The organism is Brachyspira pulli (genome assembly GCF_036997785.1).
Classification (GTDB): Bacteria; Spirochaetota; Brachyspiria; order Brachyspirales; family Brachyspiraceae; genus Brachyspira; species Brachyspira pulli.
This window is the reverse complement of the sequence record NZ_JAWLQI010000015.1, coordinates 1-24,005: the sequence shown is the minus strand read 5'-3', so window position 1 is coordinate 24,005 and position 24,005 is coordinate 1. Positions and strand designations below refer to the sequence as shown.

Annotated in this window: 13 protein-coding genes and 1 pseudogene; 9 read left to right on the top strand and 5 right to left on the bottom strand. The window is 24.1% G+C overall.

The features are described 5' to 3' along the window. Positions 1-416: 416 nt before the first annotated feature. The 3 genes from R4K56_RS05030 to gdhA form a co-directional block, all read right to left on the bottom strand. Complete coding sequence (locus R4K56_RS05030; RefSeq protein ID WP_335772016.1) at positions 417-1,172, bottom strand: hypothetical protein; 756 nt, start codon at positions 1,170-1,172, stop codon at positions 417-419. Then, positions 1,165-2,511 carry a UDP-N-acetylmuramoyl-tripeptide--D-alanyl-D-alanine ligase gene (locus R4K56_RS05025; RefSeq protein ID WP_335772017.1) on the bottom strand — a complete coding sequence of 449 codons (1,347 nt, stop codon included), beginning with the start codon at positions 2,509-2,511 and terminating at the stop codon, positions 1,165-1,167. The genes R4K56_RS05030 and R4K56_RS05025 overlap by 8 nt, the downstream gene beginning before the upstream one ends. A gap of 586 nt (positions 2,512-3,097) precedes the next feature. Then, positions 3,098-4,438, bottom strand: a complete 1,341-nt coding sequence (gene gdhA, locus R4K56_RS05020; protein WP_418233754.1) for an NADP-specific glutamate dehydrogenase — start codon at positions 4,436-4,438, stop codon at positions 3,098-3,100. A 198-nt stretch (positions 4,439-4,636) separates the two neighbouring features. Between gdhA and R4K56_RS05015 the strand changes: the two genes are divergently transcribed. The 5 genes from R4K56_RS05015 (at position 4,637) to R4K56_RS04995 (ending at position 10,725) form a co-directional block, all read left to right on the top strand. Beyond that, the gene (locus tag R4K56_RS05015) at positions 4,637-5,179 is read left to right on the top strand and encodes a BspA family leucine-rich repeat surface protein (RefSeq protein ID WP_335760369.1); all 543 of its coding nucleotides are present in this window, start codon (positions 4,637-4,639) and stop codon (positions 5,177-5,179) included. A 6-nt stretch (positions 5,180-5,185) separates the two neighbouring features. Then, on the top strand, positions 5,186-5,542 hold the full coding sequence (locus tag R4K56_RS05010) for a hypothetical protein (RefSeq protein ID WP_335772019.1): 357 nt from the start codon (positions 5,186-5,188) through the stop codon (positions 5,540-5,542). After that, positions 5,539-5,826 (top strand): N-acetyltransferase, encoded by a 288-nt coding sequence (locus R4K56_RS05005; RefSeq protein ID WP_335786887.1) that lies wholly within the window; start codon positions 5,539-5,541, stop codon positions 5,824-5,826. The genes R4K56_RS05010 and R4K56_RS05005 overlap by 4 nt, the downstream gene beginning before the upstream one ends. 497 nt (positions 5,827-6,323) lie before the next feature. Further along, a complete protein-coding gene (locus tag R4K56_RS05000) occupies positions 6,324-8,564 on the top strand; it encodes a BspA family leucine-rich repeat surface protein (RefSeq protein WP_335772020.1) in 2,241 nt (746 codons plus the stop codon). Positions 8,565-8,769: 205 nt separating this feature from the next. Beyond that, entirely contained in the window at positions 8,770-10,725 is a 1,956-nt protein-coding gene (locus tag R4K56_RS04995; RefSeq protein ID WP_335772021.1) for a BspA family leucine-rich repeat surface protein, read from the top strand. A gap of 329 nt (positions 10,726-11,054) precedes the next feature. Here the strand turns inward: R4K56_RS04995 and R4K56_RS04990 are convergent, their stop codons facing one another. After that, positions 11,055-11,738 carry a DUF6198 family protein gene (locus tag R4K56_RS04990; RefSeq protein WP_335772022.1) on the bottom strand — a complete coding sequence of 228 codons (684 nt, stop codon included), beginning with the start codon at positions 11,736-11,738 and terminating at the stop codon, positions 11,055-11,057. 485 nt (positions 11,739-12,223) lie between these two features. Here R4K56_RS04990 and R4K56_RS04985 point away from each other — a divergent pair, with 485 nt between their 5' ends. The 4 genes and pseudogenes from R4K56_RS04985 to R4K56_RS14745 form a co-directional block, all read left to right on the top strand. Continuing rightward, on the top strand, positions 12,224-14,416 hold the full coding sequence (locus R4K56_RS04985) for a BspA family leucine-rich repeat surface protein (RefSeq protein ID WP_418233753.1): 2,193 nt from the start codon (positions 12,224-12,226) through the stop codon (positions 14,414-14,416). A gap of 8 nt (positions 14,417-14,424) precedes the next feature. After that, positions 14,425-15,087: a BspA family leucine-rich repeat surface protein gene (locus tag R4K56_RS04980; RefSeq protein ID WP_335772023.1), complete on the top strand. Its 663-nt coding sequence runs from the start codon at positions 14,425-14,427 to the stop codon at positions 15,085-15,087. Positions 15,088-15,401: 314 nt separating this feature from the next. Next, on the top strand, positions 15,402-18,017 hold the full coding sequence (locus R4K56_RS04975; protein ID WP_335772028.1) for a BspA family leucine-rich repeat surface protein: 2,616 nt from the start codon (positions 15,402-15,404) through the stop codon (positions 18,015-18,017). A 352-nt stretch (positions 18,018-18,369) separates the two neighbouring features. Next, positions 18,370-20,651, top strand: a pseudogene (locus R4K56_RS14745) (BspA family leucine-rich repeat surface protein); the annotation flags it as partial. A gap of 91 nt (positions 20,652-20,742) precedes the next feature. On the opposite strand, the gene R4K56_RS04960 reads toward R4K56_RS14745, so the two are convergent. Beyond that, positions 20,743-23,865 carry a type I restriction endonuclease subunit R gene (locus R4K56_RS04960; RefSeq protein ID WP_335772024.1) on the bottom strand — a complete coding sequence of 1,041 codons (3,123 nt, stop codon included), beginning with the start codon at positions 23,863-23,865 and terminating at the stop codon, positions 20,743-20,745. Positions 23,866-24,005 lie beyond the last annotated feature (140 nt).

The window sequence follows — 24,005 nt, the reverse complement described above, 5'->3', positions numbered from 1 at the left end:
ATTTTTAATAAAAAATTAACAGTATTAATAATATATACCAAAAATTTTTAAGTTTGTCATTTTTTTAGTCAACTTTTTCCCGCAGCACACGCTCTGCGGACTTCGTCAAAGTAGCAAAAAATGCAATTTCTAAAATTTTATATTTGAAAAATACTTATTAAATATAGGATATAACCTAAATTTATATTAAAAATGCAGTCTTTCGCGAAGCGTATCCAAGCCTGTCGAGGATATAGGTTCTTTGTGCCAATACCACCCTAAAGGACTTCCTATGGTCGCAGGCACTTCCTTCGGTCGCAAAAGAACTGGTGTGCTACGAAGTATACAGAGCGGTGGGCAAAGCCCTGCAGATATTTAAAATTCAAAAAAATTATTTCTGACAAAATGTAGTTGTTTATGTATAAATAAAAATATTTTTATGAATTATTTTTTATGTCTTTTAAGTTTTTTTCAAGCATAATAAATTTATTATCAAAGAATTTAAACATTCCTATATAATTATCATCTGTCTGCATAGTATTTCCGTCTTCAAGATTCAAATTATTTTCTATGATACTTCTTGATAAAATGCTTAATATCATTATAATGCTTTCAGCTTCTCTAACTGTTTTATAAGTCATAATCTCATATTTACCAAAATTTTTTAAGCCTTCAGTAAATGCATGATTGCCGTTATTATCAGAAAAAACATCTATTCTAACCCATAAACGAGTAGGGAAGTATTTATCATTTTTTCTATATTCATTCATCTCAAATAAATATCTATTAGTGGAGATTAGTAAATTAATTTCACCTATTAAAATTGCTGATACATTATTTGTATTTATTATGGAATAACATACTTTATTAAAAGTTAAAGCGATATCTTTAAAATCTGTATTGTCAGCATTTACTTTCATAGATAAAAATGCATTATGACTTAATACTTTTTGTTTTGTTTCATCATCTATATCATTATAATTCATTAATATTTCAGCTTCTTTATCTGGCACATTGAATGGAGCCAATTCATATTCAAAATTTATATTATCAATAGTAAAGTTGTTTTTATTATTAACATTATATATATTTATGTCTATATTCCAATCCATTTTTAATTGAGATGTGAAATCATTAAGGCTTTTATTATCTAATAGTATAAAAGATATTATAGAATTATTTTGATTATTCATTTGTTATAGCCTCTATTATAGCAGCAAAACCCATTCCTAAAGACGCTTTTATTAACATTGCAGTATTGTTATTTAAAAATTCTTTTACCTTTTCTATGGCATTTTTAGCATTTTCAAAATGATATTTCTCACAATTAACAATATCGTAAATATCTTTAGAATGATTTCCAACAGCTATTACAACATCAATATTTTTTAACTCATTAATAAGATGCCCTATATCTTTATGATAACTGGAATTCTCAGTTTCTGTTTCAAGCATATCACCTATAACAGCAATTTTTTTATTTTCATTTCTTTGAGATAGAAATTTAAGCATGTTTTTTAATGCTGACGGATTGGAATTATAGCAATCATTTATTACATTGCATCCTTTAATATTGATTATTTGCATTCTGTTTTTTTGAGGTTCATAAGTATTTAAAATATCAGCACATTTTTTTAGATCAACATCATAAATTTCTGCTGCTTTTAAAGCTGATAATATATTATTTAAATTAAAATCTCCTATTAAATTATGTTTGAAAATAGTATCTTTATATTCAAATGTATTATCATCTTTTTTTGTTATTTCTTTTATATCAACTTCTATTATATTTTTTATATTATTTCTGATTGCTTCTTTTTTTAATATATCAACACAATTAGTTTTTTTATTTATTACAGCATTAGCATTTTCTCTAGTATTGTTAAAAAGTTCTGATTTTGCATAAGCTATATTTTCTATAGAACCTAAATGGGCAATATGTACAGGTTCTACATTATTTATTAAAACAGTATTTGCTTCAATGGATTCAGATATTCTTAGAAGTTCATTTTTATGATTCATTCCAGCTTCAATAACTGCTATTTCATAATTATCATCTAAATTGAATATAGTTCTAGGAACACCTATTTCATTATTTAGATTTCCTTCAGTTTTTAATACTTTATATTTTGTTGATAGAAATAGTGCAGTCAATTCTTTAGTAGTGGTTTTTCCGCAGCTTCCTGTTATTGATATTACTGGTATATTGAATCTTCTTCTGTATTCTCTAGCTAATTTTATAAAGAAAAGTATTGTATCATCACTATAAAAAACTACCACATCATTTGGAAGTTCTATACTTTTATCGCTTAATATAAAGTATCTGCATCCTTTATTATAAGTTTCTAATGCAAATTTATTTCCGTCAAATTTTTCACCTTTTATAGCTAGGAATAATTTATTAACATCAAAATTATCTCTGCTGTCTGTTGATATTTCAAGTTCTTTATTTAAATTTTCTAAATTTTTATTGTATTGTGAATTTAATTCTTTGCTTACTTTTATTATATCTTTTAATGAAGTTTTACCCATAATAATTTTTCCAATTAATTTATTTTGTTAACATAATTAAACCATGTAAATAAATAATTGTAAAGTATATTATTATAAATATAATATTATATTTCATTATTAAATTATGAATGAAATTATAAATATTATTCTATGATCCACTAAAAAATTCTAATATATAACTATATATACCTAAACAATTATATTTTGTCAAAAGTAAAGTTATATTTTTGTTTTGATATCTGTGGCTTTACCCACTGCTAAGCACGCAGAGCGTATGCGGTGGTAAAAAGAACAACAAAAAATGCAAGTATGAAATTAGTACTAAATCATACTAAAATTGTTTTACATGTAATATAAATTATCAATTTAAGCTAAAATATAGCCCTTCGCAAAGCGTATCCGAGTTTATCGAGGATATAGGCTTCTTTGTGGCAACAAAAGAAGTGGGGTGCTGCACGCTGTGTACTTCGTAAGGGCAAAGCCCTGCAGATATTTAAAATTTAAAAAAATTATTTTTGACAAAATATAGTTGTTTAGGTATATAAAAAAAGAATGCTGTCAATATTAAATATCAACAGCATTCCTTTTCAATAACCAATAAATTTTAAATTAAACCAAAAGGTATCATAGTGTCAGCAACTTTAACGAATCCGGCTATATTAGCACCTTTCAAATAATCGCCTTTGAATCCGTATTCTTCAGCAGTTTGATAACAAGTATTATGAATATTAGTCATAATGTTTTTAAGTTTGTTATCAGTATAATCAAATTCCCATTTATCCATAGAAGCATTTTGCTGCATTTCTAAAGCAGAAGTAGCAACTCCTCCGGCATTTGTAGCTTTACCAGGAGCATAAAGAATTCCAGCTTTTTGGAATACTTCAATAGCTTCAGGAGTAGCAGGCATATTAGCTCCTTCAGTAACAGAGATACAGCCATTTTTAACTAATGTTTCTGCACTTTTAGCATCAAGTTCATTTTGAGTAGCACAAGGCAAAGCAATGTCGCATGCAATATCCCAAATGTTTCCATTTTCAATATATTTAGCAGAAGAATGAGCATTAACATATTCTTTAATTCTTTTTCTTTCTACTTCTTTTAATCTTTTAACAGTATCTAAATTAATACCGTTTTCATCATAAATAACTCCGTTAGAGTCAGAACAAGCAATAACTTTAGCACCTAATTGAGTAGCTTTCTGCATAGCATATATTGCAACATTACCAGAACCAGAAACTACTACTTTTTTACCTTCAAAACCATTTTTGCCATTAGTTTTAAGCATAAGGTCAGTGAAGTATACAAGTCCATAACCAGTAGCTTCAGTACGAGCTAAAGAACCGCCATAAGCCAATCCTTTACCAGTTAATACTCCTGGCTCGAATCTGTTTTTAAGTCTTTTATATTGTCCGAATAAGTATCCTATTTCTCTAGCACCAACTCCTATATCACCAGCAGGAACATCAATATCATAACCTATATGTCTTTGAAGTTCTGTCATAAAGCTTTGGCAGAAACGCATAACTTCATTGTCGCTTTTTCCTTTAGGGTCAAAATCGGAACCGCCTTTACCTCCGCCTATAGGTAAGCCAGTAAGAGCATTTTTAAATATTTGTTCAAAGCTTAAGAATTTAATAATACCTAAATAAACAGATGGGTGAAAACGTAATCCGCCTTTGTATGGGCCTATTACACTTGAGAATTGTACACGGAAACCTCTATTTACATGTATTTCTCCCTTATCGTCCATCCAAGGAACTCTGAACATAATTTGTCTTTCAGGTTCGCATATTCTTTCTATTATCTTTTGTTCAATATAATGAGGCTTTTTCTTTAATACAACTTCTAAAGTGCTTAATACTTCTTTTACTGCTTGGTGAAATTCTGCTTCACCAGGATTTCTTTTTACTATTTTGTTGTAAATGGCTTCTAATTGTTCGTTCATTTGAGAATACATAAATAAATCTCCTTTTTTTATTTGTTGAAAAAATTATATATCAAATAGTATTATTGTCAATAGTAATTTTAAAGCATTTTTTATTTATTGTGCATAAATTTCTTTTAAAATTGAAAAATAATTAAAAATATTATAGATTTTATACATATAATGTTAATTATTAAAGCTATTTAAAGGGGGAAATAAATGAAAGAAAAACATAAACCAGAAACTAAAGATGAATTAATAGATTTGATAGAAAGAAAAATAAAATTTGATAGAATAGATACAAGCCTAATAACTGATATGTCAGGATTATTTGAAAATTCTATACTAAGAAATTTTAAAGGTATTGAAACTTGGGATACTTCAAATGTAAAAGATATGAGCTCAATGTTCTGCGGTGCTAAAAGTTTTAATCATGACATATCAAATTGGAATGTATCTAAAGTAAAGGATATGAGCAATATGTTCTGCCGTGCTGAAAAATTTAATCAGCCTTTAAATACTTGGGACGTTTCCAATGTTACTAATATGGAAAATATGTTTAGAATTGCTAGAGCCTTTAATCAGTCTTTAGATAATTGGAATGTAAGTAAAGTAAAAAATATAGATGGTATGTTTTGGGTAGCTGATAGTTTTAATCAGAATTTAGATTCTTGGGTTTTGGCAAAAAATGCAAAGATGTATATGTCTTTTTACTGCTCTGCTATGCAGGATAATACTCCTGTTTGGTATAAAAGTGAGTAATAAATAATGAGTATAAAAATAGAAGATAGTAATTTATTTATGATGTGCAAATCAATTAATAAAGATGCATTGTCAGATATTCCTAATGATTATCATATAAGAAATTGCAAAAGAGATGAATTAAATTTATGGCTTGAATTTCCATTTGATAATGAAGAAGATAAGAAAAGCTATAAAAGTTTTATGGAGAAATATTTCAAAGATGTATATGAAAGTAATGAAGATTTATTTTTCGAGAAATGTTTATTTATTTGCAATGAAAATGATACTCCTATAGGAACATGCTTTTCTTGGAAGGCTTATAATTCTATAACTACGATACATTGGTTTAAAGTAAAAAAGAACAAGAGGGGCAGGGTATAGGAAGGGCTTTAATTTCTTATGTTTTAAATTCTATAAATGAAAAAGACTTTCCGATATTTTTGCATACTCAGGCTGGAAGTTTTAGGGCAATTAAATTATATAGTGATTTAGGATTTGTTTTACTTACTGATGAAAAAATAGGGTATAGAGAAAATCATTTAAATATTGCATTACCTTATTTAAAAGAAAAAATGTATTTAGAAGATTATAATAAATTAAAGTTTGATAAAGCAACAAAAGAATTTTTATATGCTGTAAAAACTTCTGAGATAAATCAATTTTAAATTTCATTACTAAAGGATAATTAATGAATAAATACAAACCTTGTACTAGATAAGAATTAAAAAAATTATAGATGCTCAAAGTATTTCTAATATGAAAATTGATTTTTTAGATTTTTCAAGTGTTAGTAAGAATTTATATAAAATAATACCTTTATATAAATATATGAAATATTTTATAAAAGTTATTATATAATGAATATATTATATGTTTATAATATTATTAATGCTTTATACTGTATTAGTATCTATTTAATATTTGAAAAGTAATAAATTATATTATATATAGATTTAAAATATGTAATAAATGTATTAATAAATACTGTATAAATAAATTTTAGAAAATTCTAACATAAAAACACATGTATCTATTTACATTTCTTTTTTTATAGTGTATAATCCTACTGATTTTTTGTAGGAACAATATTTTTTTATTAAAAAATTTATTTTTCACATTAACAAATATTTAATTTGAATTGATTGTAAGCGGAGAGATTATTATGTCAGAAAAACAATTTAAACCAAAAACTAAAGAAGAATTAAAAAAATTAGTAGAAGATAAAAGTATTAATCTTGGAAGTATTGATACAAGTTTAATAACAGATATGAGATATTTATTTCTAATGAGTAAAAGAGAAGATTTTTCAGGTATAGAAACCTGGGACGTATCTAATGTTACAGATATGGCAGCAATGTTTAAAGAGTGTGAAACTTTTAATCAGCCTTTAGACAAATGGAATATTTCTAAAGTTACGAGTATGGGTGAGATGTTTATGAATGCCAAGAGTTTTAATCAGGATATAAATAATTGGAATGTATCTAATGTTGAATATATGAATGAGATGTTTTTGGGTTGTGAGAATTTTAATCAGCCTTTAAATAGTTGGAATGTATCTAATGTTGAGAATATGGCTGGTATGTTTAAAAATGCTGAAAACTTTAATCAGCCATTAGACAAATGGAATACTTCTAATTTAAAACATATTATGGAGATGTTTAACGATGCTAAAAGTTTTAATCAAAATATAAATAACTGGGATGTATCAAACGTTGCCTGTATGATTTCTATGTTTGAAGGAGCTAAGAATTTCAATCAGCCTTTAGATAAGTGGAATACTTCCAATGTTGATGGTATGGGTCATATGTTTGCAGGTTGTGAGAATTTTAATCAGTCTTTAAATAGTTGGAACGTATTTAATGTTGCTAGTATGTATGCTATGTTTAAAGGAGCTGCAAATTTTAATCAGCCTTTAGATAAGTGGAATACTTCTAATTTAACAGGTCTTGCAGATATATTTTGTGATGCTTTTTCATTTAATCAGGATTTAAACAGCTGGAAAACAGAGAAAGTAGAATATATGAATAATGCTTTTTTTAATGCCTCATCTTTTAATCAGGATAATATTAAAAATTGGAATTTCAAAAAAGTTAAAGATTTTGATAATATTTTTAATGATGTTTCATTAGATTTAATTTTAAAAATATATTCTTTTCAAAGCTCAAAGTCTGCTATATCAAATCTTAAAAAAATTATAGCTGAATTTGATAAAAAAGAAGTTTATAAACTTGGCTTAAAATATAATAAAAAGGCAGTAGCTGAAGTTCTCAAAAAGCTTGAAAATACTTGTTATGATGAATTAAAAGAGCTTATTGATGGTAAAGAAGATATTATAAAAGAGTATAAAGAATTAGAAAAAGAAGAAAAGAAATCGTCACCTAAAAAAGAGAAAAAAGATACTAAAGAAAGTAAACAGATACAAATGCATCAGCCAAAAAACAAAAATGAATTAATTAAACTAATAGCAGAGAAAACAAAATTTGATAAAATAGATACTTCTTTAATAACAGATATGAGTAATCTTTTTAAAGGTTCTAAATTAAAAAAATTCGATGGTATAGAAACTTGGAACGTATCTAATGTAGTAAATATGGAAAGTATGTTTGAGGAAGCATTAGGTTTTGATCATAATATAAACAGTTGGGACGTTTCAAAAGTTGAGAATATGAGTTCTATGTTTAAAAAATGTAAAAAGTTTAATTCTCCTCTTAATGATTGGAATGTATCTAAAGTTGTTAATATGAAAAATATGTTTGCTAATTGTGAGAGTTTTAATCAGCCTTTAGACAAGTGGAATGTAAGTAATGTAAAGGATATGTCATCAATGTTTTATTATGCTGAAAGTTTTAATCAAAATATTAATGACTGGGATGTATCTAATGTTGAAAATATGTCTAGTATGTTTGAAGGTGCTAAGCTTTTTAATAGTACTTTGGATAAATGGAATGTATCTAATGTAAAAGATATGTCATTAATGTTTTGCTGTACTACTTTGAATCAGCCTTTAAATAGTTGGGATGTTTCTAATGTTGTTGATATGGAAGGTATGTTTAAATTTTCTAGTTTCAATCAGCATTTAGACAAATGGAATGTAAGTAATGTAAAAGATATGTCAATGATGTTTGATAATGCTAAAAGTTTTAATCAGCCTCTTAATAATTGGAATGTTTCTAATGTTACAAGTATTAGTACAATGTTTCGTTATGCTTCATCATTTAATCAGCCTTTGGATAATTGGGACGTTTCTAATGTGGAATATATGAATTCTGTATTTTATGAAGCTGAAAGTTTTAATCAGAATTTAGAATCTTGGAATGTATCCAAAGTAGAGCCTAATCGTATGAGAGATATGTTTGATAACTCAGCAATGGAAAATAATAAGCCTTCTTGGTATAAAGATTAATTTTTATTAAATTTTAATTAGCTAATAATTTTTTAATAAAGTTATTGGTTAATTAAATTAAGAAACCTATATAGCAGTAAAATGAACTAATTAAAGATTATATCAGCTTTTACCAAAGCTGCAAAAGGTAAATGATATAATTTATTTAGTATAATAAAAATTTGAAAATATTAAAAAATATAAAATAACATAAGGATATATTATTATGAAATACAAACCTCAAACAAAAGAAGAATTAAAAAAATTAACAGATGATGAAAGTATTTGTTTATCTGATATTGATACAAGTAATATTACAAATATGAGTGAATTATTCAGAAATAGTGAAAGAAAAAATTTTGAAGGTATTGAAACTTGGGATACTTCAAAAGTTACAGATATGAGTTTAATGTTTAATAATGCTATATATTTCAATAATGATTTAAATTCTTGGAATACTGAAAATTTAAAGAAAATTAATTATATGTTTTTAGGAGCTTCAAATTTTAATAAATATCCTGATAAATGGAATCTTGACAATATAAAAGAAGCTTATGATGTTTTTAATAAGGATATTGATATAAAAAATATGCCTATTAATTTAAGAGTTCTTTTATATTTTGAAGATTTTGATAAAATAAAAGACATTAATATAATAGATATATACAAATCAATAATGACCTCTAACAATAGAAAAATTATATCATTTAGAATAAGGTTAGAAAAAGAATATTATGATGAACTTAAAAGTTTAATAGAATATAGAGAAAATATAGAATCTAATAATGAAATTATTTTTAAGAATATAGCAGAAGTTGAAAATTATGTTGCCAATAATTATGAAGAATCTTTTGATAAAAGTTTAAAATTTATTAAAGATGATTATAATGTTTTGACAAAAGATAAAAATAAAAGAATTGACATAAAGATTATAAGGTTTATTTATGGCAGTTATTTAAAAATTAAAGATAATGTAAGAAGATTAAAGATTATAGACAATATAATAAATTTACTAGATATTGATAGTTTTAGAGAGGCAGCATATAAAATATTTGAAAGCGACAGGAGTAAAATTGCTTCAAGAATAATATGCGGTATATATGGTAATGGAAATATTATTAAAGATTATGCCAAAAGTATTCAAGGAAAAGAATTTTATCCTCGTTCTTATTATATTTATATACTTGCTTTAAATGACGGTAAATATGCATTAAGTTTATTAGATGAAATGTCAAGAAAATCAAAAATTGAAAGTGTGATAAATGCTTCAAATTTTGCTCTTGATACAATAGCAGATAAATTGAAAGTAAGCAGGGAAGAATTAAGTGATTTACTTATCCCTGATTTTGGACTCGATAAAAATGGTGAGAGAATTATACATATAGAAGATAAAGAATATAAAATATCTGTTAATTCTAATATGGATATTGATATAATTGAAAAAGATAAAATATTAAAAACTATTCCTAAAATTTTTTCTAAGGAATTAAAATCTGAAATCAGTTTTATAAAAAAAGAAATAAAGAATGTAATAAAGAGAGAAAGAGAAAAAATATTATTACTTATTATGAATGGAAGAAAATATAATTATTTATTTTGGAGAAATATTTATATTTATAATTCATTTTTGAGTTGTTATTCTATAGAATTGATTTGGAATCTATATGATGAAAATAATAATTTTATAACAACTTTTAGATATTTAGGCGATGGAAGTTATATTGATTCTGATGATAATTATGTAACATTAAATGAAAATAATTTTGTAAGTTTGGCTTCTCCTTTAGAAATGAATAATGATTTAATAGAAAAATGGATTAAACATTTATATGATTATGAAATATCACAGCCTATTAAACAGCTTCAAATTATTGATAATTTAGAAAAAGAATTTTATAAATATAATGATATTAATATAACATTATCTAAATTACAAAATTCTATAAATAAATTTTCTTTTAAAGAGATTTCTCATGATTATCAATTTGTAAATGGTTATGAGTATTTTGACAATAACAGCGGTTTATCATTATATATAGATGCTCAATTTGATAGAAATACAAATTATACTGATGAAATTGATATTAAAGTTTCAATTAATGGTGAAAATGAAAATAATAAATATTTATTGAACAGGTTTATGTATGGAAGTATTTTGATTTTGGAGAATTTATTTAATTAATATTATATATATCTAAACAACTATATTTTGTCAAAAATAAATTTATATTTTTATATCTGGGGCTTTGCCCCGCACCCAAGTTCTTTTATTGGCACAAAGAACCTTATATCCTCGACAGGCTCGGATACGCTTCGCGAAAGACTGCATTTTTAATATAAATTTAGGTTATATCCTATATTTAATAAGTATTTTTCAAATATAAAATTCTAGAAATTGCGTTTTTTGCTACTTTGACGAAGTCCGCAGAGCGTGTGCTGCAAAAAAGTTGATAATTATATATAAAGTGCATCGGTTGACAAACTTAAAAATTTTCACTATATAAATAAAAATTATGCATTATTTTTTCTATGTAATAATTTTTTTATATATGGTATAAATTCTATTTTTTTGTCAAGAAGTTTACCTATAAAAGAAATAGCTTTACCCATTGTAAAAGCAGCAAGTACAGTACCTATTCCAAGACCTTTTATATGTCCTAAAAATACAAATGTAAGTATTGCTGTTGTCAATAAACAAGTTACATCAAATATTATTTTTACTTTAGCATAAGGTACTTTTATTATGTTGGATAATTCTCTTGGAAATAAATCTGTAGGTATTATAGGAAGTCCGCATCTATTTGATAAGGCTATTCCAAATGCTAATATAAAATAGCTTATTATAAAATATATAATCCTGCTTGTTATTGTTAATGGTAAATGATTTATCCAAGCGGCATGTATATCTACAAATTTACCGAAACAAAACCCTACAACAAAACTAAATAAATATTCTCCGACAAATTTTTTTCTTAATATCATAAGTACTAATACGAGTAGAGTTTGAAAAATATAAGTAAAAGTTCCAAGAGATATGTTCTTTATAACCTCAGAAAAAGCATAAGGTACACTTGATATAGCAGATATTCCTGAACCTGAATAAAGCATTAATACAACTCCGAAACTATTTATAATTACGACTAAAATTAATGCTAATTCTCCGCTTATTATTATATGCTTGTTTTCTGATGTCATTTTGTAACCTTTATACAATACCGATTTTTTATTGCAAATATTATATAGCTAATTATATATTAATCAAGGGATTTTTTATGAGTTATATTTTTAAATTTATTTACAATTCCCGCCCTTTATTCTTTACAGTTTTTTATGTAATTAAGCTGTTATTATATTTATAGTTTTATTATAAATTTCAGCACCCGCCCAAGATTTTTTTAAATCTAAAAATTTACTCTACGCACGGTGAACGAAATTTCAAATATAATAAAATTATAATTCATAATTAATATATATTTTATAGTTTTATTCTACGTGCGGTGAAGTAATTATATAGTTAAATAAAATTTGGGTGGGTTTTGTAATTGCAGTATTCATTTTTAAGAAATATAAAGTAAAAATAACAGATAAAAGTTTTAAATATAGAGGGTGGGATTTGTTAATAAAATTGCAAAATATGCAAAAGAATATAGAATAATAAAAAATAATAAGGAAACATAATAATGAAATATAAACCTCAAACAAAAGAAGAATTAATTACATTATTAAAAAATGAAAGTATTTATTTAGGCGATATAGATACAAGTTTAATAACTGATATGTCCGATTTATTTAGACTTGTGAATGGAACTAAAAGAAAAAATTTTAAAGGTATAGATAAATGGGACACTTCCAATGTTATTAATATGAGCTATATGTTTTTCTGTTGTGAGTATTTCAATGAAAATATTAATTGCTGGAATGTATCTAAAGTTAAAAATATGGCAGAAATGTTTAACAATACAAAAAGTTTCAATCAGCCTTTGAATGATTGGGACGTTTCCAATGTTACAAATATGCATGAGATGTTTAGAGGAGCTTATGTTTTCAATCAGGATTTATATAAATGGAACACTTCTAAAGTTGTTACTATGTTTGGTATGTTTTTTCAATGTTATGAATTTAATAAAAATATTAATAGTTGGAATGTATCTAAAGTAGAAAATATGAGTTATATGTTTTCAAGGGCTAAAAATTTTAATCAGCCTTTAAATGATTGGGACGTTTCTAATGTAAAAGATATGATTGGTATGTTTTCTAATTGTGAAAATTTTAATCAGTCTTTAGATGATTGGAATATTGATAAAGTTGAAACTATGTTGAATATTTTTGAAGGTATAGATTTTAATAGTTTAAGTTTAAAATGGAAATTATATTTGCATGTTTTTAATAATAATGTTTTATCTAAAAATATAATAAAAGATAACATTTTAGAAATATATAAAATAAAAACAAATAATAAAAAAATTAATTTCTTTAAAAGAAGATTAGAAAATATATATTATAATGAATTAAAATATATAGCCAATTATAAAATTTTTAAAAGTATAGAAGAAGCAGAAAATTATGCTTTGCAAAATTATAATAAAAACTATGATAAAAAACTTAATTTTATTAAAGATAATAATGTTTTAATAAAAGATAAATCAAGATTAGTTAATATTAAAGTTATAAAATATATTTATGCAAAATATTTGGAATTAAGAGATGAATTGTATAATGTAATAGAAATAGATTTTATTATTAATTTATTGGATAAAGAAACCTTTTTAAGTTATGTTAAAGATTTATATGTAAATGTAAATAATAATATTACAGCTATTGTTTATGGAATTTATGGAGGAAATGAGGCATTAAAAAATATACATAAAAGAGATTCAAATTTATTTATTAATTTATTACTTTTAAATAAAAAAACTAAATATGTTATTAGAAAATTATATAATATACAAATAAAACAAAAAAATGATTCTATAGAGGAAACATTAAAAGATTTAGCAAATGAACATAATTTATCTATAGATGATTATGCTTTTAAATTTTTATTTAATTTTGGATTTAACTCAAAAAGAGAAAAAATATTAAATGAAGAATATAAATTAATTTTAAATGATGATTACTCTTTGAGTTTATTTAATATAAAAGATAATAAAAGATTAAAAATAATACCAAATAATTTAGATAAAAAGTTAAAAGAAGAAATAAATTATTTAAAAAAAGAAATAGGAACCTCTTTGCAAAGTGTATATTTATCTTTAAGAAAATATTTATTATTTGAATATAAATATGATTATAATTTTTTTAATGAAGTATTTATTAAAAATGTTTTTATGAATAAATTTGCTTCTTCATTTATATGGAATTTGTATGATAAAGATAATGTGTTTGTAACAACTTTTATATATTCAGGTGACGGAAGTTATTCAAATTGTGATGATGAAGAAGTTAAAATTAATAATGATGCTTTTATTAGTTTGGCAAATATATATGATATGAACAAAGATACAATAAAAAAATGGAAGAATCAATTATTCGATTATGAAATAGTACAGCCTATACATCAATTTAGTATTTTTGAATTAGATAAAAATAATCTAAAAAAGTATATAGAAATTTTAGAAAATACAGAAATATCTTATGGAAGTTTTAAAACTTTCGGTACTATATATAAAATGAAAGCAAATTATATGGATAATACTGTTGTTGATAGTTATGAATTTGATAATGGTATAAAAATAGTTATAGATTCTTATTCTGGAATTAATAATAAAGATAAAGTAAATATGAAATTTGAAAATATAGAAAAATCAGATAATAAATTTCTTTATACTTTAATTATGTTTATGATATTAGATTTTAATATAAATTATCAATAGGATTTTTTATGTATAAACCAAAAAATAAAACTGAATTAAAAGAATTAGTAGAAGATAATAATATTTATTTAGGGGATATAGATACAAGTTTAATCACTGATATGAGCAATCTTTTTCATGAAAGTTTGAGAAAAGATTTTGAAGGTATTGAGAAATGGGATACTTCAAATGTTACCGATATGTTAGGTATGTTTTCAAAAGCTAATAAATTTAATCAGCCTTTAAATAATTGGAATACTTCAAAAGTTATAAATATGGAAGTTATGTTTTATTATGCTTCGAGTTTCAATCAGAATATAAATTCTTGGAATGTAAGCGAAGTTAAGTATATGAATGATATGTTTTTTGCAGCAGAAAGTTTTAATCAGTCAATAGAAAATTGGAATATTAATAAATATTGTGATATTAAAGATATTTTTTCAAGTTCTTATAATGATATGAAATCAATATTGAAAATTTATTTTATTGCTAAAGGTAATTATAAAAAACAATTGCTTTCTATGCTTGAAAACTGCAATATAAAAGAAGTGTATAAAGAAGTTTTAAAATATAATAAATTAAAAGATTTTATAAAGAAATTAGAAAATATTTATTATGAAGAATTAAAAGAACTTATTGAAAATAAAAAAAATATTTTAAATGAATATAAACAGAAATCAAAAATAAAATGATTTAGTTTATTATTAAATATGTTATATATACTGAAACTTATTAAGTTTGTCAATTTTTTATTGTTCTTTTTACAGACGTATACACTTCGCGGTGGGCAAGCCACAATTATAAAAATAAAAAAATTATATTAACTTTTTTTTCCGCGACTTCGTCAAAGTTGCAAAAAGACAAATATTATAATTGAAATACCATACAATAATTAAACTTTGTCATTGTATTAAAAATTTTATACAAAATTTATTTATTATATAGTTTTTTAAATTGAAAAATATATATAAGAATATAGAATAATAAAAAACAATAAGGAAACATAATAATGAAATATAAACCTCAAACAAAAGAAGAATTAAAAAAATTGGTAGAAGATGAAAGTATTTATTTAGGTGATATAGATACAAGTTTAATAACGGATATGAGCAGATTATTTTCATCAACAAAAAGAGAAGATTTTTCTGGTATAGATAAATGGAATGTAAGCAATGTTATAGATTTTAGTTATATGTTTAGTGAGTGTGTAAATTTTAATGAAGATATTTCTAAATGGAATCTATCTAACGCTGAAAATATAAAAGGGATGTTTAAATATTGTAAAAAATTTAATCAAAATTTAAATTCTTGGAATGTATCTAAAGTAAAAGAAATGGTTTACACATTTGCTCATTGTTCAAATTTCAATCAGCCATTAGATAATTGGAACACTTCCAATGTAATAAGTGTAACTGGTATGTTTATGAATTGTAGAAATTTCAATCAAAATATTAATAATTGGAATATTTCAAAATTAGAATATGCAAATAGTATGTTTGAAGAATGCTGGGATTTCAATCAGCCTTTAGATAAATGGAATACTTCTAGTTTAATAAGTACTGCTAGTATGTTTAAGCATTGTATAAATTTTAATCAAAATATTAATAATTGGGATGTTTCTAAATTAGAATATGCACATAGTATGTTTGAAGATTGTTATAGTTTTAATCAGCCTTTAGATAAATGGGATACTTCTAATTTGAAATATATATCAAGTATGTTTAAATTTTGCTATGAATTTAATCAGCCATTAAATACTTGGAATACATCTCAAATTATAGAAATGGACTATGTTTTTGATAAAGCTAAAAAATTTAATCAGCCTTTGGATAAATGGGACACTTCTAATGTAGTATCTATGCAATGTTTATTTTATGATGCAGAAAGTTTTAATCAGAGTTTGAGTACTTGGAAAGTCGATAAAGTAGAAAATATGATTGGAATGTTATTTAAAAGCGGTTTTCAGCATTATGATTCTTTAGATGATTGGAATATTGAATCTCTTGAGTATTTAGGCGATTGGTCTGATGTTATTTCTAAAAATATAGATAAATTAACTCTGAAATGGATTTTATATTTATATGCTTTTGATAATGATAATAAAATTATAATTAATAAAATAGAGGAGAATATAAAAGAGATTCATAAAATAGCTTCGGAAATAAAAAATAAAAAAGTTCAATTCGCTAAAAGAAAATTAGAGAATATTTATTATAATGATTTGAAAGAAGCTGTTAATTATGAAATATTTGACAGTATTGAAAAATATGAAGAAACTATTAAATTAAATAAAAAAGATGAGAAGAAAGTTTCTTATATAGAAAATTGTAATGTATTAATAAAAGATAAATCAAGAATAGTTGATATAAAAGTTATAAAATATATATACTTAAAATATTTAGAGTTAAAAAGAGATATTTATTATTTGCTTGAAATTAATTCTATAATTGGTTTACTTGACAGAGAAAGTTTTTTGACTTTTGCTAAAAATATTTATATAGAAACATATAAAGAAGCTGCTGCTGTTGTTTATGGTTTGTATGGCGGGGAGGAAGCTTTAAGAGAAATATACAAGAAAGAGAAAGACTCTAATTTCTTTTTGATAATTTTATCATCAGTAAAAACAACTGAATATAGTATTAAGTTATTATATGATATTTATTCAAAAACTAAAAAATCAGAATTGAGAGAAAATGCTTTTAATTTAATAAATAAGATATCAAAGGAAATAGGACTTGATATTGATGATTTAGAATTAAAGTTTAGTTCAAATTTGGGATTCGATTCAAGAGGAGAAAAAATTATTAATGATAATTATAAATTAATTTTGAATGCAGATTATTCTGTAAATATATTTGATATAAAAAATAATAAGGAGTTAAAAGCAGTACCTAGAGATTTTACAGAAACTGCAAAAGAAGAAATTAAATATATCAAAAAAGAAATACCAAAAGTAATAAAAAAACTTTCTCTAAGTTTAACAAAATTATTGATGTATGAAAAGAAATATAATTATAATTTTTTCAAAGAAGTGTTTATTGATAATCCTATAATGAATAAATTTTCTTCTTCTCTTATATGGAATTTGTATGATAAAGATAATGTGTTTGTAACAACTTTTATATATTCAGGTGATGGAAGTTATTCAAATTGCAATGATGAAGAAATTAAAATTAACGATGACGGCTTTATAAGTTTAGCAAGCCCAGCAGAAATGGACGATGAAACTATAAATAAATGGAAGCGTCAATTAGAAGATTATGAATTAGTTCAGCCAATCAATCAATTAACTATAATAAAATTAGATAAAAATAATTTGGAAAATGAAATAAATAAATTACAAAATATTGAAATATCTTATGGTACTTTTAAGGCTTTCGGTGCTAGGTATTCAATGAATCCTAGTTATTTAGATTATGGGGTAGTTGAAAGTTATAATTTAAAAAATGGAGATTGTTTTGAAATAAAAATAGATGCCAATAATGAAATTGATTACAAAGATAAAGTGAAAATAAATATTCATTTTTATAATGAAAATAATAAAGAAGTTCAGGATAGATTTATTTACACATTACTTATTTTAATGATTTGGGATTTTAGACTCGCTGATATGTTTTCTTAATAATTAATATTACAAAATTATTTTGAAGTCCCGCCCTTTATACTTTTTTGTTTTAAATTTGTAATTGTAGTTTTATGATACTTATTGCTTTATCAGAAATTTTAGTACCCGCCCAAATTTTGTTTAAATTTATTGTGTTATTACCGCACGCAGAATGATATTAAAATATAAATTTAATATGAATTCTAATTTAGTTTATTATTAAAATACATTCACCGTGCGTTAGAAAAATAATTTTTTATTTTTATATTAACTTTTCATGTGGTACAGTATTTGGTATTTATTTAAAATTATACTTTTAAAATTGTCTTAAACGATATAAAATATAATAAATTAATTATGGAACATAATAATGAAATATAAACCTCAAACTAAAGAAGAATTAAAAGAATTAGTACAAGACGACAATATTTATTTAGGCGATATAGATACAATTCTTATAACAGATATGAGTCATTTATTTGAATGTTCTAAAAGAAAAAATTTTGAAGGCTTAGAAAATTGGAATATTTCTAATGTAATAGATATAAGTTATATGTTTTCGTCTTCTGAAAATTTTAATAATAATATAAATAATTGGGATACTTCAAATATAAAAAATATGTCGCATTTATTTTCTTATTGTCAAGTTTTTAATCAGCCATTAAATAAATGGAATGTTTCAAATGTTATAGATATGAGTTATATATTTGAAAGCTGTATTAACTTCAATCAATCTTTAAATTCTTGGAATGTGTCTAATGTTGAAAATATGAATGCTTTATTTTATGATTGTGAAACATTTAATAAATCTTTAAATAATTGGAATGTAATTAAAGTAAGAAACATGCGTTATATGTTTAGAAATTGTTATGAATTTAATAATGATATTTCAAATTGGGACGTTTCAAATGTTGAAGATATGTCAAATATGTTTGAAGAAGCATTTGAATTTAATTGTGATATTAGTAAATGGAATGTATCTAAAGTAAAATATATGAATTCAATGTTTGCTTTTGCTGAAAATTTTAATCATGATATTTCAAATTGGAATGTTTCTAATGCAGAAAATATGCAATATATGTTTAGTGGTGCAAAATCATTCAATAAAAATATAAGCAGATGGAATATAAAAAAAGACTGCAATATAACAGGTATGTTTAATTAAAAGGTATAAATATGTATAAACCAAGAACAAAAGAAGAATTAAAAATATTAACAGATGATGAAAATATTAATTTAGGCGATATAGATACGAGTTTAATAAATGATATGAGCTCTTTATTTAAAGAATCTGCAAGAAAAAAATTTAATGGTATTGAAAATTGGGATACTTCTAATGTTTTAGATATGCATGATATGTTTTTTAATTGCAGAAAATTTAATAACGATGTATCAAAATGGAATGTATCCAAAGTTGAAAATATGGCTTGTATGTTTTTCAATACTGAAGAATTTAATCAGTATATAGGTGATTGGAATGTATCTAATGTTAAAGATATGAATAGTATATTTTGGGGTTGTAAAAAGTTTAATCAAGATTTAAATAACTGGAATGTATCTAATGTTGAAAATATGAGTTTTATGTTTTATGGTGCAGTATCTTTTGATCAGCCATTAAATAATTGGAATGTAGGCAATGTTAAAAATATGTATGGAATGTTTAATGGATGTAAGGTATTTAATCAGGATTTAAACAATTGGAATGTATCTAGTGTTGAAAATATGAGCTGTATGTTTTTTGAAGCTAAAAATTTCAATCAGCCTTTGAATAACTGGAATGTAAGTAATGTTAATAAAATGTATAGTATGTTTGGAGGATGTAAGAAGTTTAATCAAAATTTGAATGATTGGAATGTTTCTAATGTTACAGATATGAATAGTATGTTTAAAGGTGCAGAAAGTTTTAATCAGCCATTAAATAATTGGAATACTTCTAACGTTGAAAATATGCGAAATATGTTTGAGGAAGATTTCAATTTTAATCAAGATATTAATAATTGGAATGTAAGTAAAGTAAAAGATATGAGCGGTATGTTTTGTAAATGTAAAAGTTTTAATCAGCCTTTAAATAATTGGGATACTTCAAATGTTACAAATATGAGATGTATGTTTTTTGAGGCAGAAAATTTTAATCAGGATATTAACAAATGGAATGTAAAAAATATAGAAAATATGCTTTCTATGTTTGAGAATGCTTATAGTTTTAATCAGCCTTTAGATAATTGGGATACCTCTAATGTTTTATATATGAATCGTATGTTTTTTAATGCGAAGAAATTTAATCAGAGTTTAAATAATTGGAATGTGTGCAATGTTAAAAATATGGGAAGTATGTTTTCCGGCTGTGAAAGTTTTAATCAGTCAATAGGGGATTGGAAAATAAATAAAACTTGTTTTATTGATAATATATTTGAAAATGCTTATTCTTTAAAAAATGTTAAATCAATACTTAATATTTATTTTCTTGCTAGAGGAAATCATAAAAAAAGACTTTTATCTATGCTTGAAGAATGTGATATTAATGAAGTTTATACAGAATCTATAAAATATACAAAATTAAAAGATTTTATAAAAAAGCTTGAAAATGTATATTATGATGAATTAAAAGAATTGATTGATAAGAAAGAAGATATTATAAAAGAGCATAAACAGAAAAATAAATAGTTAATATATTTACTATAATTATACTATTACAATATTTATATATTTGTAATAGTATAATTTTTTTATGTATTTAAAATATTTATATTAAACCTGAATACTTTTCAAAGAAAGACAGCAATTTTTCTACAACAATTTGTTTTTTCTCAATTTTATTTCCCTGCTTGCTGAATCTTGATATTGGAGGAAGTATTTTATCAATGTCTGTTCCTGAAGTTCTTATTTCTCCATATTCAAAACAGCTAGTTATAAAATCGTTTGTTTCTTTTTCTTTTAAATTTTCATCTTTAATTATTTGTATTAAATCTTTTTCTTTTTCTTCTTTTACGTATTGATAGAATTCTTCTTGAATATCTGTGTCGGAAGCATTCATTTGATTAATGAAGTTTTCAATCAATTCTCTTTTACTTCTTAATTCAATACCAGCATTAATTAATTTTCTAACATGTTCTATTATAGTATCTTTGTCTTTATTTTCATTTTTATATCTTGCCACTATTAGAAGTATATAATCAATATTTACTTCAACTTGTTTAATGAGTTCTATTTCAAATACAACATCATCTTGAATATTTTCTATTTCAGGATTATTTTTATCATTGTTTTTGCTTTGAGTTATCTCTGTATATAAATCAGAATATTTTCCGCTGTAATCTTGAAAATCTATATCAGACAGTATTTTTTCTCTGTCTTCTCTAAAACTATCGAAAGCAGAAAGAGTGTTTCTTATTTTTAATAAATCACCAAATAATTTAATAAATAATTTTTTGTCTTCTTCTGTAACAATAGCTTCATTAATAGGGAATTTAGTTTTAAGTAAATCAACAATTTCTGTGTATCCTAAAACATGCTCACCATTTTCATCGTAGCCGTTAAAATAATCTTTATAAGTTTTAAGCAATGCTATAGAGTTGGCATCTTTATCACCGAAAACAGAAAGAGCTTTGTTTGTATTTTCTTCTAAGTTCATGAAAGAAACTATATTTCCGAAAGTTTTAACAGAGTTCAAAATTCTGTTCGTTCTTGAAAAGGCTTGTATAAGACCATGCATTTGTAGTCTCTTATCAACCCATAAAGTATTTAAAGTAGGGGCGTCAAAACCAGTTAAAAACATATTTACTACTATTAAAATATCGATTTGATTATTTTTCATCTGCAATGAAACATCTTTGTAATAATTTTCAAATTTCTCATCAGATGTATCATAATTTGTTTTGAATATTTGGTTATAATCTTTTATAGCACTTTCAAGAAACTCTCTTGAATCTTCATCAAGATTTTTAGGTTCAAAATTTTCTTCTTGAATTGTGTCATCATAATTATCATTGTTATCATTTTGTACAAAACTAAATATTGTAGCCACTTTTAAATTGCCTGAAGTTTCTCTTATTTGTTTTTGAAACTCTTTATAATATTTCTTGGCTGCTTTTATTGAAGATACAGCAAAAATGGAATTGAATCCTTTAACTTCTCTTTTTTCTTTCTTTTCTTTAACAGTATTATGCTTTGATTTAGCCATATCCTCTACATTTACAATAATATCATGACTATAAGCGGCATTATTGGAATTTCTGTAAGTTTTCTGATCAAAATGTTCTATTATGTATTTTACTATTAATCTTATTCTTTCATCATTTAAAAGTACATCATCTGTATTTATGCCTTTTACTTTTTTATCTTCAAAATCTTTAGCTTCTTTCACAGTATTAATATAATCTATTCTAAAAGGCAAAACATTTTTATCACGAATGGCGTCAACTATAGTATATGTGTGAAGTTTTTCTCCGAAAGCATTTTCAGTGGTTTTTAGATTCGGATATTTTTCATCGTCTTTTTCTTTTTTGAAAATAGGCGTGCCGGTAAATCCGAATATATTATAATTTTTAAAAGCCTTTTTTATTTTCTCATTCATCTCGCCAAATTGAGAACGATGACATTCATCAAAAATCATAACAATATGCTTTTTATAAACTTCATGATTTTCATTTTTCTGAATGAACCTTGATAATTTCTGAATGGTAGTAATAATTATTTTTACATCATCTTTTTCTAATTGCTCTTTCAATATTTTTGTAGAAGTGTTACTGTTGGCGGCACCTTTTTGAAATTTATCATATTCTTTCATAGTTTGATAATCAAGGTCTTTTCTATCAACCACAAAAAGCACTTTATCTACAAAATGAAGCGATCTAGCTAAAGTTGCAGTTTTAAAACTTGTAAGAGTTTTTCCGCTTCCTGTGGTATGCCAAATATAACCGCCTGATTCTTTTTTGGATCTTATTTTATGATTTTCTGATATTTTAATCTTGTTTATAATATTCTCTGCTGCTGCAATCTGATAAGGACGCATAACTAAAAGTGCTTTGTCTGAAGTAAATACACAATATTTAGTTAATATATTTAATAGAGTAAATTTTGAAAAGAAAGTTTTAGTAAAATCAACCAAGTCTGGAATAATTTTATTTCTAGCATCAGCCCAAAAACTTGTAAACTCAAAAGTATTTGAAGTTTTTACTTGACGTTCACTATTCTTTATATGTCTATATCTTGTAGTGTTTGAATAATATTTTGTATTAGTACCATTTGATATAACGAATAATTGTACATATTGATAAAGCCCTAAACCTGCCCAGAAATTTTCTTCCCCGTATCTGTTTATTTGATTGAATGCCTCTCTTATATTAACGCCTCTTATTTTCAGCTCAATATGAACCATAGGCAAGCCGTTTATTAAAATAGTAACATCGTATCTGGCTTTTTTCTCTGAACTTTCTTCTTTATATTGATTAATAACTTGTAAATTATTATTATATATATCATCTTTATCTATAAGTTTAATATTTTTAGTGTATCCGTTTTCTAAAGTTATAGCTTGAATATAATTCTCTTGTATTCTTTCAGTTTTATTTATTATATCTTCGTTGCCATTCGCTATAGTAGTATTAAAAAAATTTTCCCATTCAGTATCAAAAAAAGTATAATTATTTAATTTTTCTAATTGCTTTCTAAGGTTTTTAATCAAATCATTTTCATTTTTTATATTTATATATTCATAGCCTTGTTCGGTAAGCTGTTTGATAAAACCTTCTTCAAGTTCTTCTTCTGTTTGATATTTAGTTCTTGTTCTTTCTACAGGTATATATTTAGCTACAACAGTACTTTCCTCAGACATTTTAATGATATCAATGTTTTCTTTATTTTCCATAAAATAACCTCTTATTTGTATTTTTATTATTACAAATCTATTTAATAATATGTTCTTTAACTCGCCGCTTCGTATCGGCTTCCCGCACGGAAACGCTCAACATTATCAAACGCCCACTGTAAGCGACCGAAGGAAGTACT